This window comes from Stenotrophomonas sp. STEN021, from assembly GCF_056760175.1.
In genome coordinates this window covers 21,482-34,997 of the sequence record NZ_JBRREH010000049.1, presented here as the reverse complement: position 1 = coordinate 34,997, position 13,516 = coordinate 21,482, and the positions used below count along the sequence as shown (strand labels likewise).

General features: G+C 64.8%; 12 protein-coding genes. 8 read left to right on the top strand and 4 right to left on the bottom strand.

Annotated elements, in window-relative coordinates; all coding sequences use genetic code 11:
- Positions 1-211: 211 nt before the first annotated feature.
- Positions 212-1,588, bottom strand: coding sequence for an Hsp70 family protein (locus ACVOL0_RS12060; protein WP_481549320.1), 1,377 nt, complete (start codon positions 1,586-1,588; stop codon positions 212-214).
- A gap of 365 nt (positions 1,589-1,953) precedes the next feature.
- Between ACVOL0_RS12060 and ACVOL0_RS12055 the strand changes: the two genes are divergently transcribed.
- Positions 1,954-2,286 (top strand): zinc ribbon domain-containing protein YjdM, encoded by a 333-nt coding sequence (locus ACVOL0_RS12055; protein ID WP_481549319.1) that lies wholly within the window; start codon positions 1,954-1,956, stop codon positions 2,284-2,286.
- A 37-nt stretch (positions 2,287-2,323) separates the two neighbouring features.
- Here the strand turns inward: ACVOL0_RS12055 and ACVOL0_RS12050 are convergent, their stop codons facing one another.
- A complete protein-coding gene (locus ACVOL0_RS12050) occupies positions 2,324-3,418 on the bottom strand; it encodes a tetratricopeptide repeat protein (protein ID WP_481549318.1) in 1,095 nt (364 codons plus the stop codon).
- Positions 3,419-3,694: 276 nt separating this feature from the next.
- Between ACVOL0_RS12050 and thpR the strand changes: the two genes are divergently transcribed.
- The 5 genes from thpR (at position 3,695) to ACVOL0_RS12025 (ending at position 8,166) form a co-directional block, all read left to right on the top strand.
- Complete coding sequence (gene thpR, locus ACVOL0_RS12045) at positions 3,695-4,282, top strand: RNA 2',3'-cyclic phosphodiesterase (RefSeq protein ID WP_481549317.1); 588 nt, start codon at positions 3,695-3,697, stop codon at positions 4,280-4,282.
- A gap of 105 nt (positions 4,283-4,387) precedes the next feature.
- Positions 4,388-4,978, top strand: coding sequence for an HD domain-containing protein (locus ACVOL0_RS12040; RefSeq protein WP_481549321.1), 591 nt, complete (start codon positions 4,388-4,390; stop codon positions 4,976-4,978).
- 61 nt (positions 4,979-5,039) lie between these two features.
- Positions 5,040-5,237 carry an oxidoreductase-like domain-containing protein gene (locus tag ACVOL0_RS12035; protein WP_481549316.1) on the top strand — a complete coding sequence of 66 codons (198 nt, stop codon included), beginning with the start codon at positions 5,040-5,042 and terminating at the stop codon, positions 5,235-5,237.
- Positions 5,238-5,306: 69 nt separating this feature from the next.
- A complete protein-coding gene (locus ACVOL0_RS12030) occupies positions 5,307-6,647 on the top strand; it encodes a virulence factor family protein (protein ID WP_481549315.1) in 1,341 nt (446 codons plus the stop codon).
- Positions 6,648-6,870: 223 nt separating this feature from the next.
- A complete protein-coding gene (locus ACVOL0_RS12025; protein WP_481549314.1) occupies positions 6,871-8,166 on the top strand; it encodes an MFS transporter in 1,296 nt (431 codons plus the stop codon).
- Between the two features lie 158 nt (positions 8,167-8,324).
- Here the strand turns inward: ACVOL0_RS12025 and ACVOL0_RS12020 are convergent, their stop codons facing one another.
- Together ACVOL0_RS12020 and ACVOL0_RS12015 are read right to left on the bottom strand one after the other, a co-directional pair.
- Positions 8,325-9,233, bottom strand: coding sequence for a LysR substrate-binding domain-containing protein (locus ACVOL0_RS12020; RefSeq protein WP_481549313.1), 909 nt, complete (start codon positions 9,231-9,233; stop codon positions 8,325-8,327).
- A gap of 67 nt (positions 9,234-9,300) precedes the next feature.
- Positions 9,301-10,269, bottom strand: coding sequence for a LysR family transcriptional regulator (locus ACVOL0_RS12015; RefSeq protein ID WP_481549312.1), 969 nt, complete (start codon positions 10,267-10,269; stop codon positions 9,301-9,303).
- A 108-nt stretch (positions 10,270-10,377) separates the two neighbouring features.
- Between ACVOL0_RS12015 and aceB the strand changes: the two genes are divergently transcribed.
- Positions 10,378-12,021, top strand: a complete 1,644-nt coding sequence (gene aceB / locus ACVOL0_RS12010) for a malate synthase A (protein WP_481549311.1) — start codon at positions 10,378-10,380, stop codon at positions 12,019-12,021.
- Positions 12,022-12,060: 39 nt separating this feature from the next.
- A complete protein-coding gene (gene aceA / locus ACVOL0_RS12005) occupies positions 12,061-13,392 on the top strand; it encodes an isocitrate lyase (protein WP_481549310.1) in 1,332 nt (443 codons plus the stop codon).
- The last annotated feature ends 124 nt before the right edge of the window (positions 13,393-13,516 follow it).

Here is a 13,516-nt window from a genome sequence, read left to right as displayed (position 1 = left end):
GGCCCCCGCGCGGCGACCCCCCGGGCCCCCCCCCCCCCCCGCCCCCGCCCCGGCCCCCGCGGGGGGGGGGGGGGGGGGGGGCCCCCCCCCCCCCCCCCCCCCCCCCCCACTACTCCCTCTTGGAGCGGCCCAAGCCGCGAAGTGGGATATCAATCAGATTGCAGAGACACCAGCAGTTCGGGTGCTGCCGGCTTCGCGGCTCACGCCGCTCCTACAAGGCCACAGTCGCGCCATTTGTTGTCGCCGCCAGCGCCAGGCCCTGCACCACGCCGAACGAGGGGTCGCCATGCACCAGCTTGGCACTCGGGAAGGCTGCTGCAGCAGCCTGCTGGATATAACCGGCGCGCGACATGCCGCCGGTCAGGAACACCGCCGCCGGGTCGTGGCCAATATCGGCACGCACCTGCTGCAGCAATGTCTCCAGCTCGCCCAGGTAGCCACCAGCGGCGGCCGTCAGATGCGGCGCGTCGATCTCGACCGACAGTTTGGCTTCGATGAAATCCAGCGCGCTGTGGTGGCTGGGCTGGCTGCTCAGGGCGATCTTGCATTGCTCCACCGCGCGGTACAGGCGCGCGGTATTGCCGGTGTCCTGCAAGGCTTGCAGGCGCGGGCCATAGGGCAAGTCGACGGCATCGTAGTTGTGCTGGCGGAAGTCACGCTGGCGGGTCATGTCCTGCACCATCGCGGCTTCCACATAGTGGTGCGCAGGCACGCGGGTGATGCCGCGCCCGAACAGCGGCATATAGCCGGCCAGGCTCAGCGCAAGATCGATATCGGTACCGCCGCGGGCGATACCCCAGGCACGGTGGATCTGCGGCGCGCTGCTGCCGCCGACGCTGGCATGGGCAATATCGGTGGTGCCGCCGCCGACGTCGACGATCACTGCTTCGTGGCGCTCGCTGCTGACGGCGTGGTAGTGCATGGCGGCAGCGGCAGGCTCTTCGAGGAAATCCACCTCGTCAAACCCGGCCGCCATCGCCGCGCTGCGCAGGATATCCAGCGCCTGGTCGTTGCCGGCCGCGCCAATCGAACTGCGGAACTGCACTGGCCGGCCGAGCAGGGCGCTGCGCACATTGCGCTGCAGCTGGCGCGAGGCGGTCAGGCGGATGTGCTCAAGGATGTGCGTGGCAATGCCGGTGATGGTCTGCTTGGCGCGTGGATGCAGGTTGTAGCCCAGCATCGACTTCGGGCTCTGCACCAGGTTGCCTTCGTTCTCTTCGAAATAGGCTTCCAGTGCGTCATCGCCGTAGACCGCGTTCTGCAGCAGGGTGGTGGAGCTGCGCGGTTCGCGGATGCGTTCTTCCATCCACTGCCGGCGCACCACGCGGATGGCGTCGCTGCGCAGTTGTTCATGGCTGCGGGTGTTGCCGGCGGCACGGGCGTCGCGGCGGCCGGATTCGACCAGGTCGTCGACCTGCGCTTCCAGGGCCGGGGTCAGCTCGAAATCATTGGGGTCGCGCATCACTTCGGGGAAGTACACCGTGGTGCGGAACTGTTGGGCTTCACCAAAACTGACCGGGACCACCTTGCCGTCGATATGGGCGGCGGCGGCCGAGTTGCTGGTGCCAAAATCGATGCCGAGTTTCATGATGCCTGCGCGTCTTGCTGCTGAATCGGCCGCGCACTGTACTACGCCGCCGCGTGGCTGGCTTCACACTCTGGTGATGAATGGTTGTTTCCAGCGGCGTTGCAGGCACCATCACGAACAGCGTCACGATTTGCTGGCGCGCGCGGATTGCCTGAACAGGCAGTCTTCAGTCTGGTCGGTGGGCCGTTCAGGCCCGCCGATGAGCAAACACGCCGTTGCTGGCCACTACTGGCCACTATGGTGTACGTGCACCAGTGAAACACCGGAGTGTGATCGGCCACTTTCTCGTCGTGCGTTGGTATTGCGCTGAGGGACGGTGGCTGAACGGCTACAATCAACGGTTGTTCAATGCCCGGGAGTCCCCCATGTCTGTTACTTCCTGCCCCCAGTGTTCGCTGGAAAACGTTTATGCCGATGGCACGCTGTGGATCTGTGCCGATTGCGGGCATGAATGGACCGCTGGTGAGGCTGCTGAATCCACGCTGGTGGTACGCGACAGCAACGGCAATGTGCTGGTTGCTGGCGACACCGTCACGGTAATCAAGGACCTGAAGGTAAAGGGCTCGTCGATCCCGCTCAAGCAGGGCACGGTGATCCGCAATATCCGCCTGGTCGAAGACGATGCCGAGCACGTCGAGGGCAACTCGGAGAAGATCAAGGGGCTGGTGCTGAAGACCTGCTTCCTGCGCAAGGCCTGAGCCGGCTTGCGTTGCTCAAGCTGCCTGCGGCGCGCGCTCAGCGCGTCGCATGGCGTGCTTCAAGACGGCGGATGCCATCAAGCTTGGTCTGGTAAACCGCACGCAATTGATCGCCGCCAAGGTCACGGGCGCGCGCCATCTCCCGCTCCGCCAGGCGATTGTTGCCGCTGAGGAAATAGGCGCGGGCCAGCCCGAAGTGGAACTGGTGAGCCTTGCCATACAGCCGCACTGCCTGGCGGTAATAGTGCGCAGCCAAGGCGTAGTCGCCATCGCGCTCGGCGCTGTTGCCCTGCATGAATTGATAGAACGGGTCGTGTTTGCGTACCCGTTGCAGCCGCGTCTGCATCTGCGCCACGCGGCGGGTGTCGCCCATGCGCTGGTAGAGCTTGGTGGCGTTGTGCAGGGCCGGCGCATGACTGCTGTCGATCGATAATGCGGTCTCCAGATCACTGGCGGCGGCGCTGAGATCGTTCTCGCGCGATTCGAGCACGCCCAGGTTGCTCCATGTCGGCACAAAACGCGGGTCCATCCGCAGCGCGGTGTCGAAATAGGCGCGGGCGGCGGGATAGTCATGCGCGGCCAGCTGCTCGGCACCGCGGTTGTTGTAGAAGTGGGCGAGGGCGCGGCTGTCGCTGATCGGCTGCGGGCCGCGGCGGTCATACAGCACGTTGCTGTCCAGATCCAGGGTTGCCCGGCGGCCATCCACGCGCATGCCCACATTGACGTGGCCGGCATTGAAGATCAGTCCCTGGTCCTGATACCAGGACACCACCTGCCCGACCTCCTGCATGCGCGCCTCCAGGCCGATCTCGCGGGCCAGGGCGACGAACAGCAAGGTGAAGGACAGGCAATTGGCACGGCGCTGTTGCCAGGTTTCGGTCACGGTGAGGGTGGCCTCGGTGTCGTATTCCAAGCCCAGCCCCTCCGGGCGGAACACCAGCTCAACCAGGCGCTGCAGGCGTTGTTCCGGTGAATTGGCAACCTTCATGACGCGCTCGTGCAGCAGTGCGCGCACTTCCGGTGGGATTGCCATCACCTGCTCCGGGCTGGGCACCGGGGAAGGGGCTGGCGGTGGCGCGGCCAACGTCGCGCTGCTCACGGCGAGCAGGACCAACGCATTCCAACCGATCATGGTGATCACCCGGAGTTTGTTGCAGCCAGCCAAGTGTAGACCTGTTGCCTGCGGATGGAAGCAGGCAGGGGACAAATCCACAGCGGGTGTGGACCAGCGCTGTGCGAACATGTGGATAACCATCGGCAGCCCTTGTGCGGCGTGGCTCGCCGGGTGGTGGTGAATTTTTCGCCATGGCCGGGCCGTGGCCGGCGTGGTCTGCTAGTATCCGCGGCCCAAGACAGTAGTGGCCGCCGCAACGGAGCGGGTACGGCAGCCGGCTTTCGATACCAGACCATGACGAAGCAGCTTTCCTCCACCGAGGCCCAGATGACCCTGGGCCTGGGCAGTGACATTCCAACCGAACGCCTGTTCTTCGCGGTGATGCCTGATGCGCTCACCGCCGAGCGGGTAGCCGAGTTGGCCGATGGCCTGCGCGAGGAACATGGTCTGGCTGGGCATCCGCTGGCCCCCGAACGTCTGCACGTCACCTTGCATCACCTGGGCGACTATGCCGGTCTGCCGCCAAGCCTGTTGCCGAAGGTACGGCAGGCTGCAGCGCGGGTGCGGATGCCTGAATTCGAGGTCTGTTTTGACCAGGTGGGCAGCTTTGCCGGTAGTCGGCAGAACCCGTTCGTGTTGCGTAGCGAGTACGGCGCCGAGCTGTTGAACGGCCTGCACGAAGAGCTGGCGCGCTGCCTGCAGGGCGTGGGCGGCAAACTGGACCCGCGCTTCACCCCACATATGACCCTGTTGTACGACCGCCGTCGCATGCCAATCCAGCCGGTGCAGCCACTGCGCTGGTTTGTGCGTGAATTCGTGCTGGTGCGTAGTTTCCTCGGCCAGGGCCGTTACCAGATCGAAGGCCGCTGGCAGCTGGGCTGAGCCGGTCGGGACGTGGCCGGGACTAGCGCCTTGCGGCGCAACCATGTGTTTGCCCGCCGCCAGGTTTGATCCCCTGCTTCGTGCCAAGATGCGTGCATGAACGACTTGCTGCTGACCCTGCCGCCGCCGCTGCTGGCTGAGCTGAAAACCGCTTACGCACAGCCGCCGCGCGCGTACCACAACTTCGGCCATGTGCAGGCGATGCTGCAGCACTACCGCGATGTGGCCGCTGGTCCTGGTTGGCGGCAGCCGCTGGAAGTGCTGCTGGCCGTGCTTTATCACGATGCGATCTACGAGGCTGGGCGTGGCGACAACGAGGCGCGTTCGGCGCAGCTTGCTGCCGCAGGGATCAAGCGTTGGTTGCCGGATACCGAGGTGGAGGTGGCGCGGGTGGTAGCGCTGATCGAGCTCACTGCCCACCATGGCAGCCTGCGGGGCGATGCACTGGACGCCGATGCCGCGCTGTTCCTGGACAGCGACATGGCGATCCTTGGCGCACCGGATGCGGTCTTCGACGCCTATGACCGCGGCATTGCCGAGGAGTATCAAGGCAAGGTGCCGGGCTTCCTGTTCCGGCTCAATCGTCGGCGTTTCCTGAGGAAGGTGTTGGCGCAGCCGCGCATTTTCTTCAGTGATTTCTTCCATGAACGTTACGATGCGGCGGCACGCGCCAATCTGCGCCGGGCCACGGCCTGAGTCCGCGCTTTGGCTAAAATATGCGTGCCCCGTCGCTGACAAGGCCGAACCGGCCGCTGCAATGAACGAACTACCCGTCCAAGCCCCTGCCATTGCTGATCCCGATCCGCGCCCGCAACCGCCGGAAGCACCGGGTCCAAACGAATGCTGTGGCAGTGGTTGCCCGCTGTGCGTGCTGGACCTGTATACCGATGAGTTGCTGGCGTACCGGCAGAAACTGGCCGAATGGACCGCGCGTCACCCTGAAGCACGGGAGTAAGGGGGCGCTTTCGACATCTTTCCACCGCCGGTAGGCGTAGGCTTTGCCGGTCGCTCTCGAGAACAGTACATGGCACGTGTGATGTGGGGGATGGGGATGCTGGCGCTTGGCTTGTTGGCAGCACCGGCAATGGCGAACGAACAGGTCAGCCATGGGCGATTCGAACGGGTGCCGGTACTGCTGCCGGGCGCGCCTTCGCAGCGGGTGGTGCTGTGGTTCGGTGATGGCGCTGGCTCGGCCCAGCATCAGGCGCGGCTGCAGGGCCTGCTCGACGATGGCGCGATGGTGGTCGATATCGATACCCGCCACCTGTATCAGGTGCTGGCCAAGGAGGGCGGAAAATGCGGTTTCTCTGCAGGTGACGTGGAGAATTTCTCGCGCTACGTGCAGGCCTACTATCACGTGCCAACCTACCGCCTGCCCATCCTTGGTGGTGACGGCGCCGGCGCGGCGCTGGCCTATGCGGTTGCGACCCAGGCCGACCCGGAGGTATTCGCAGGGCTGTTGACCGAGGGTTTCTGCCCGCAACTGCGCAATGCGACGATGACCTGCGGCGATGCCATCAAGGGCCGCACGCTGCTGCCGCAGCCCTTGCACTTCCCATGGTTGAACGCGGCCACCGGTAAGAGCCACGCCTGCCCGGAAGCTGCTGTGACGGCCTTGACTGCCGCGGTGCCGTTGGCACGCACTTTCGCCCGTACCCGCGCAGGCAGTGCCTTGCCTGGCGAATTGGCTGCAGCACGGGTATTGGGGGCGCAGCGTGGCGTCAGCCTGCCCGCAGTGCCACAGGATCTGGACGGCTTGCCGTTGGTGGAAGTCCCGGCCAGTGGACAGGGCGATACGTTCGCGGTGTTTGTCTCCGGTGATGGCGGCTGGGCGGGATTGGACAAGGACGTAGCGGGAGCCTTGGCGGCAGCCGGGATTCCGGTGGTGGGGGTGGATTCGCTGCGTTACTTCTGGAGCGAGCGCACGCCGGCCGGGTTTGCAGTCGATCTGGACCGCATTGCGCGCTACTACGCCAACCATTGGCAGCGGCCGAAGTTGATGTTGATTGGTTTCTCGCAGGGCGCCGATGTGCTGCCGGCAGCCATCAACAAGCTGCCACCTGCCAGCGCGCAGATGCTGCGCATGACAGCGCTGATGTCCATCGGTGAGCGTGCCGACTATGAATTCCATGTCAGCAATTGGATTTCCAGTGGTGGTGATGATGGCCTGCCTATCGCCCCGGAGATGCGCCGCATGGCGGCTGATCGCACGCTATGCATCTATGGTGCCGATGACGATGATGCGCTGTGCCCGAAGCTGCCGGTTGGTAGCGCGCAGTTGATAAAGCTGCCCGGTGATCATCACTTTGAAGGCGATTACGAAGGCCTGGCCAAGGTGATCCTGCAGCGGGTGCAGGGGCCGTAGCGATTTTGCTGGGCGGTTGTGGGGGGGGGCGCGCCCCCCCCCCCCCCCCCCGCCTTCCGGGGGGGCTATCGCCCGCCCCCCCCCCCCCCCCGCTCCCACAGGCGAATGATCAATATCTTAAAAGTATCAATCCGTACACAGCAGGTTATGGATCGACTCGATCCGCAGGTTCAAGCTTCCCGCATCTCCAATAAACCGACCTGCCGCTACAGGCCAAGAAGCGATGCAACCCGAACCCCGCAGCACGCCTGCCTGCAGTGAATCGCTGGCGCCGATCACGCCCGCGCGCCCGACAAGCGAACAGCCCCGCATCCAGCAAGGCACACCTGAGTTCCGGCGCGCGGTGCTGGCCTTGTTCATGGCCGGATTCGCTACTTTTGGTGTGCTGTACTGCGTGCAGCCGCTGTTGCCGGGCTTCAGCAACCACTTCGGCATCAGCGCTGGCAACAGCGCCCTGGCCTTGTCGGCAAGCACCGGCGTGTTGGCCGTTGCGATGCTGGTGGCAGGCATCGTCTCTGATCGGATTGGCAGACGGCCGGTGATGGTGGCCTCGCTGCTCAGCTCCGCCTTGTTGACGCTTGGCACCGCATTGACCGATGACTGGAACACCGTGCTGGTATTGCGCACCTTGCTCGGCCTTAGCCTGAGTGGCGTGCCGGCGGTGGCGATGACCTGGCTGGTCGAGGAAATGGACAGCCGCTCGCTGGGCTTGGCGATGGGCCTGTATATCGGCGGCAACGCGGTGGGTGGCATGAGCGGGCGCTTGATTGCCGGTGTGGTGGCCGACCATTGGGGCTGGCGTGCCGGTATTGCAGCCGTCGGTGTGATCGCCTTGCTGGCGAGCGTGGCGTTGTGGACACAGCTGCCTGCATCGCGCCACTTCCGTGCCAAGCGCGTCGAGCCGCTGCAGTTGCCCGCGCGCTTTGCCGGGCTGTTCCGTGATGCAGCGCTGCCATGGTTGTTTGCCTGCGGCTTCCTGCTGCTGGGCGTGTTCGTGACCTTGTACAACTTCCTTGGCTATCACCTGCTGGCGCCGCCGTATGGCTTGAGTCAGACGGTGGTCGGACTGATCTTCACCGTGTATCTGGTGGGCAGCGTCAGTTCGGCGTGGATGGGACAGCTTGCCAATCGCTTGGGACGAGGACCGGTACTGGCCTTGTCATTCGGCCTGGTGCTGTTGGGCGTGTTGTTGCTGGCACTGCCGTGGCTGCTGGCGATGGCCTTGGGCATCGCCTTGGTGACGTTCGGTTTCTTCGGTGGTCACTCGGTGGCCAGCAGCTGGATCGGCGTGCGCGCCGGTGCGCTGCGTGCCGAGGCGTCGGCGCTGTATCTGTTCTCGTACTACCTGGGCTCAAGCGTGCTGGGTGCGCTGGGTGGCGTGTTCTATACGCACTGGGGCTGGGCGGGCGTGTGCGGTTTCTGTTTGATGCTGACCTTGGCTGGTGTTAGTGCGGCCTGGCGGTTGTGGCGACGGCTGGAGCTGGGGGCGGGTCTGGTGTTGGTTGAGGCGAAGAGCTGAGAGCTGAGAGCTGGAAGCTAAAAGAAAAGCACCCCTCCCCAACCCTGCCCTGCGCTACGCGCAAGGGAGGGGGCAACGCTTAGCTCCCTCCCTTTGCCGCAGGCAAGGGGAGGGTTGGGGAGGGGTGCTGTTGCTGTTGCTCTTTGCTCCGGCTTTCTTCAGCCCGCCACTTCCCGCTTCAACAACGCAATGAACTGCCGCAGCAAGGGCGTTACCGCTTCACGTCGCCACGCCAGCTGGATTTCCGACGCTGCGCCGCGATCGGCCAGCTCCACAAAGCGCGCGCCTTCCACCTGGATGTGGTTGCAGGAGGAGGGCAGCACGCAGACGCCCAGCCCGGCTGCGACCAGGCTGATCAAGGTCGAAGACTCACCGGCTTCCTGCACGATGCGCGGGCTGAAACCGGCATTGCGACACAGGGTGATCACATGGTCGTGGATGCCGGCACCCGAATCGCGTGAGAAGCCGACAAACGGGTCGAGTGCGAATTGCTTCAGCGACAGGCGTGCGCTCGCGGAGTCCTTGCCGCGCAGTGCCGGGTGGCTGGCATGCACCACCAGCGCCAGTGGGTCATCAAACAGATGCTGTGCCACCAGTTCGTCCGGCAGCACGCGCTTGCGGATGATGCCTACGTCCAGTTCGTCCGCGAGCAGGGCGTCGATCTGGCGCAGGCTGTTCATTTCGCGCAGCTGCATCTGCACCTGCGGGTGCTGCTGCCGGTAAGCGAAGATCGCGCGCGGTATCTGCGGCGACAGCGGTGTGGCGCGGGTCAGGCCGATGCGCAGTTCGCCGCTTTCGCCGCGTTGTGCGCGCTGCACCGTGTCGACTGCCTTGTCCACGCGTTGCAGGATGTCGCGTGCTTGTTCCAGCAGTACTTCGCCTGCTGGTGTGAGCTGCACGCGGCGGTGGCTGCGCACGAACAGCTGTGCATCAAGCAGGGTTTCCAGTTGCCGGATCTGTTGGCTGAGCGGCGGTTGCGACATGCCCAGGCGCTCGGCGGCACGGCCGAAGTGCAGGGTATCGGCGACGGCCAGGAAGTAGCGCAGGTGGCGGAGTTCCAGTGACATGACGGCAGTCTAGGCGGGCGGAAAGGCAACGACCAACTGCCGTGGCGACATCCCGCTCAACATGCGTCTAGCGCTCCGAATGCCCGGTATCGTCGTACTGCCGCGGCGCAAACAGATCCGGCTGGATCAACTCGACGAATGCGCGCGCCTGCGGCGACAGCACCTTGCCCCGTCGCACCACCACGCCATAGCTGCGCGAGGGGAAGTAATCGCTCATTGCCCGCGTCGCCAGCTTGTCGCGGTCGCTGTCGTTCAGGCACAGGGCAGTGACGATGCTGATGCCCATGCCCATTGCCACGTATTGCTTGATCACCTCCCAGCCGCCCACTTCCAGCGCCACCGTATACGGCACGCGGTGCTGCTGGAACACCAGGTCAACCAGCCGCCAGGTGATCTGCCGGCGCGGCGGCAGGATCAGCGGCCACGGCGACAGGTCTTCCAGGGTCAGGTTCTTTTTCTTCGCCAGCGGGTGGTCGGGCGGGGTGATCAGCACCTGCTCGAAACGGTAGACCGGGGCGTAGCTGAGGTCGGCCGGCACATCCATCATCGAGCCGATGGCCAGGTCGGCGGCGTCGCTGCGCAGCAGGTCGGTGCCGTCGGCACTGATCGCGTTGTGCAGGGTCAGGCGTACATCCGGGTGCTGTTGGCGGAAGTTTTCGACGATCTTGGGCAGGAGATACAGGATGGTCGACGAATTTGCGGCGATATTCAGCTCGCCCGCATCCAACCCGCTGACCTTCTCGCGGAAACGCGGCAGCAGCCCGTCCAGGCTTTCCACCAACGGCTGCGCCATGTCGTACAGCAGCTGGCCCTCGCGGGTAGGCACCAGCCGGCGCCCGCTGCGCTCGAACAGCACGACTCCCAACTCCCGCTCCAGCGCCTGCAGCTGCAGGCTCACCGCCGGTTGGCTGACAAAAAGCGCTTCCGAAGCACGCGAAACCGAGCCCAGGCGCACCGTCTGCAGGAACGCCCGCAGCGGCTTGAGCCGATCAGACTTGTAGGAAAAACGCGGAGTTACGGGCGTCTTGGCGGGCATATTGAGGTAAGTATTAGCACAACTTATAAACAACATTGCAAAAACTGTTTTGTTAAATACCTTCCTGCGACGGCACGTTGGAGTCCCCGACATACGCAGGAACCTCCGATGTCCGCCGTCGCCCACGCAGTCGTTGCCCAGCAGTCCGCCCCCCGCCCGACCCCGGGCATCACCCTGACCACCCAGTTGGCCGGCCAGTCCGCGCTGCTGCCGGCCGGCGTGTTGGGTCTGCTCGTATCGCTGCACCGTGCGGTCGAGCCGGGCCGGCAGGCACGGCTGGCAGCCCGCCGCGAGCGCCAGGCTTTCTTCGACCAGGGCGGGCTGCCGGACTTCCGTGCCGATACCCGTGCCATCCGTGAGGAGGATTGGAGCGTGGCGCCGATCCCGGCCGCGTTGCAGGACCGCCGCGTCGAGATCACCGGCCCGACCGACCCGAAGATGGTCATCAACGCGCTGAACTCTGGCGCCAAGGTGTTCATGGCCGATTTCGAGGATTCCACCTCGCCGACCTGGCGCAATGTGCTGGCCGGTCAGCAGACGATGAAGGCCGCGGTGCGCGGTGACCTGGACTTCACCGCACCGGCCACCGCCAAGGGCCCGGGCAAGCACTACACGCTGCGCCCGTTCGACGAGCAGGCGGTGCTGATCGTGCGCCCGCGCGGCTGGCACCTGGACGAGAAGCACGTGCTGATCGACGGCCAACCGATTGCCGGCGGCCTGTTCGATGCGGCCCTGTTCGCCTTCCACAACGCGCAGACCCTGATGGACAAGGATCGCGGCCCCTATTTCTACCTGCCCAAGCTGCAGTCGATGGAGGAGGCGGCGCTGTGGGAGACCGCGTTGTCGCACATCGAGGGCATGCTCGGCCTGCCGCATGGACAGATCAAGGTCACCGTGCTGATCGAGACATTGCCGGCGGTGTTCGAGATGGACGAGATCCTGTACGTGCTGCGCGATCGCATCGTCGGCCTGAACTGCGGCCGCTGGGACTACATCTTTTCCTACCTGAAGACCTTCCGCCGCCACGCCGACAAGGTGCTGCCCGAGCGCGGCCAGGTGACCATGACCCAGCCGTTCCTGAAGGCCTATTCGGAACTGCTGATCAAGACCTGCCATCGCCGGGGCGCGCATGCGATGGGCGGCATGGCCGCGCAGATTCCGATCAACAACGATGCCGCCGCCAACGAGCAGGCGATGGCGCGGGTGCGTGCCGACAAACTGCGCGAAGTCACCGCTGGCCACGACGGCACCTGGGTGGCGCACCCGGCGCTGATCCCGGTGGCGCGCGCCATCTTCGATGAGCACATGTCCGGCCCCAGCCAGCATCACGTGCTGCGTCGTGACGTGCAGGCCAGCCGCGATGAACTGATCGCACCGTGCAGCGGCACCGTCACCCGTGCAGGCTTCGAGAACAACGTCGAAGTCTGCGTGCGTTACCTGGCCGCCTGGCTGGACGGCAATGGCTGTGTACCCATCCACAACCTGATGGAGGACGCCGCCACCGCCGAGATCAGCCGCAGCCAGATCTGGCAGTGGCTGCATGCCGGCAACCAGCATCTGGACGACGGCACCGCGATCGACCTTGCGCTGCTGGACAGCACCTTGCGCGCGTTGCCAGCGCGTCTCGGCGATACCTCCGCACTGCCCGGTGGCAGCCGCATCACCCAGGCCATTGGCCTGCTCGACCAGCTCAGCCGTGCCGACGAGCTGACCGACTTCCTGACCTTGCCTGCCTACCGGCAGATCGATTGACCCTTCCCCTTACGTACGCACCACTTTGAGGACGAAACGATGAGCAGCTACCAGCAACAGATCGCCGCCCTGCAGCAGGACTGGGATACCAATCCGCGTTGGAAGGGTTTGAAGCGCACTTACAGTGCTGCCGACGTGGTGCGCCTGCGTGGCAGCGTGCAGCCGGAACATACCTTGGCCAAGCGCGGCGCCGAACGCCTGTGGGAACTGGTCAATGGCGCTTCGAAGAAGGGCTACGTCAACGCATTCGGTGCGATCAGCGCCGGCCAGGCCATGCAGCAGGCCAAGGCCGGGCTGGAAGCGGTGTACCTGTCCGGCTGGCAGGTGGCTGCCGACGGCAATACCTCTGAAACCATGTACCCGGATCAGTCGCTGTACGCCTACGATTCGGTGCCGACCATGGTTCGTCGCATCAACAACACCTTCCAGCGCGCCGATGAGATCCAGTGGAAGAACATCATCGACGGCAAGCTCAAGGCCGAGGATGCAATCGACTTCTTCCTGCCCATCGTCGCCGACGGCGAGGCCGGCTTCGGCGGCGTGTTGAACGCCTACGAGTTGATGAAGAACATGATCGTCGCCGGCGCCGCAGCGGTGCACTTCGAGGATCAGCTGGCGGCGGTGAAGAAGTGTGGCCACATGGGCGGCAAGGTACTGGTGCCGACCCAGGAGGCGATCCAGAAGCTGTCGGCCGCGCGCCTGGCCGCCGATGTGCTGGGCGTGCCGACCATCGTGCTGGCCCGTACCGACGCCGAAGCCGCCAATCTGCTGACCAGCGACTTCGACCCGAACGACGCGCCGTTCATCACCGGCCAGCGCACCAGCGAGGGCTTCTACAAGGTCAAGAATGGCCTGGAACAAGCGATCAGCCGCGGCGTCGCCTATGCCCCGCACGCCGACCTGGTGTGGTGCGAGACCGGCACCCCGGACCTGGGCTTCGCCCGCGAGTTCGCCCAGGCCGTGCATGCCGCCAGCCCCGGCAAGCTGCTGTCCTACAACTGCTCGCCTTCCTTCAACTGGAAGAAGAACCTGGACGACAAGACCATTGCGAAGTTCCAGGACGAGCTGGCCGCGTTGGGCTACAAGTACCAGTTCATCACCCTGGCCGGCATCCACATCAACTGGTTCAACACCTTCAAGTTCGCCCACGACTACGCGCGGGGCGAGGGCATGCGCCACTACGTGGAGCAGGTGCAGGAACCGGAATTCGCCGCCCGCGACAAGGGCTACACCTTCGTCTCGCACCAGCAGGAAGTGGGTGCCGGCTACTTCGACGATGTGACCACGGTGATCCAGGGGGGCGCCTCCAGCGTGACCGCGCTGACCGGCTCCACCGAGGAGGAGCAGTTTCAGGCTGAAGTAGCTGCCTGAGGGTGCTGGCCAGGTCGGTTCCAAGGGGCTCTTACGAGCCCCTTGTTTTTTTGGGCATGATCGAGCACCAAACGGTGTGGGGGATCACAAAACCGATAATTTTGGTGATAGGCTCGCGAGATTA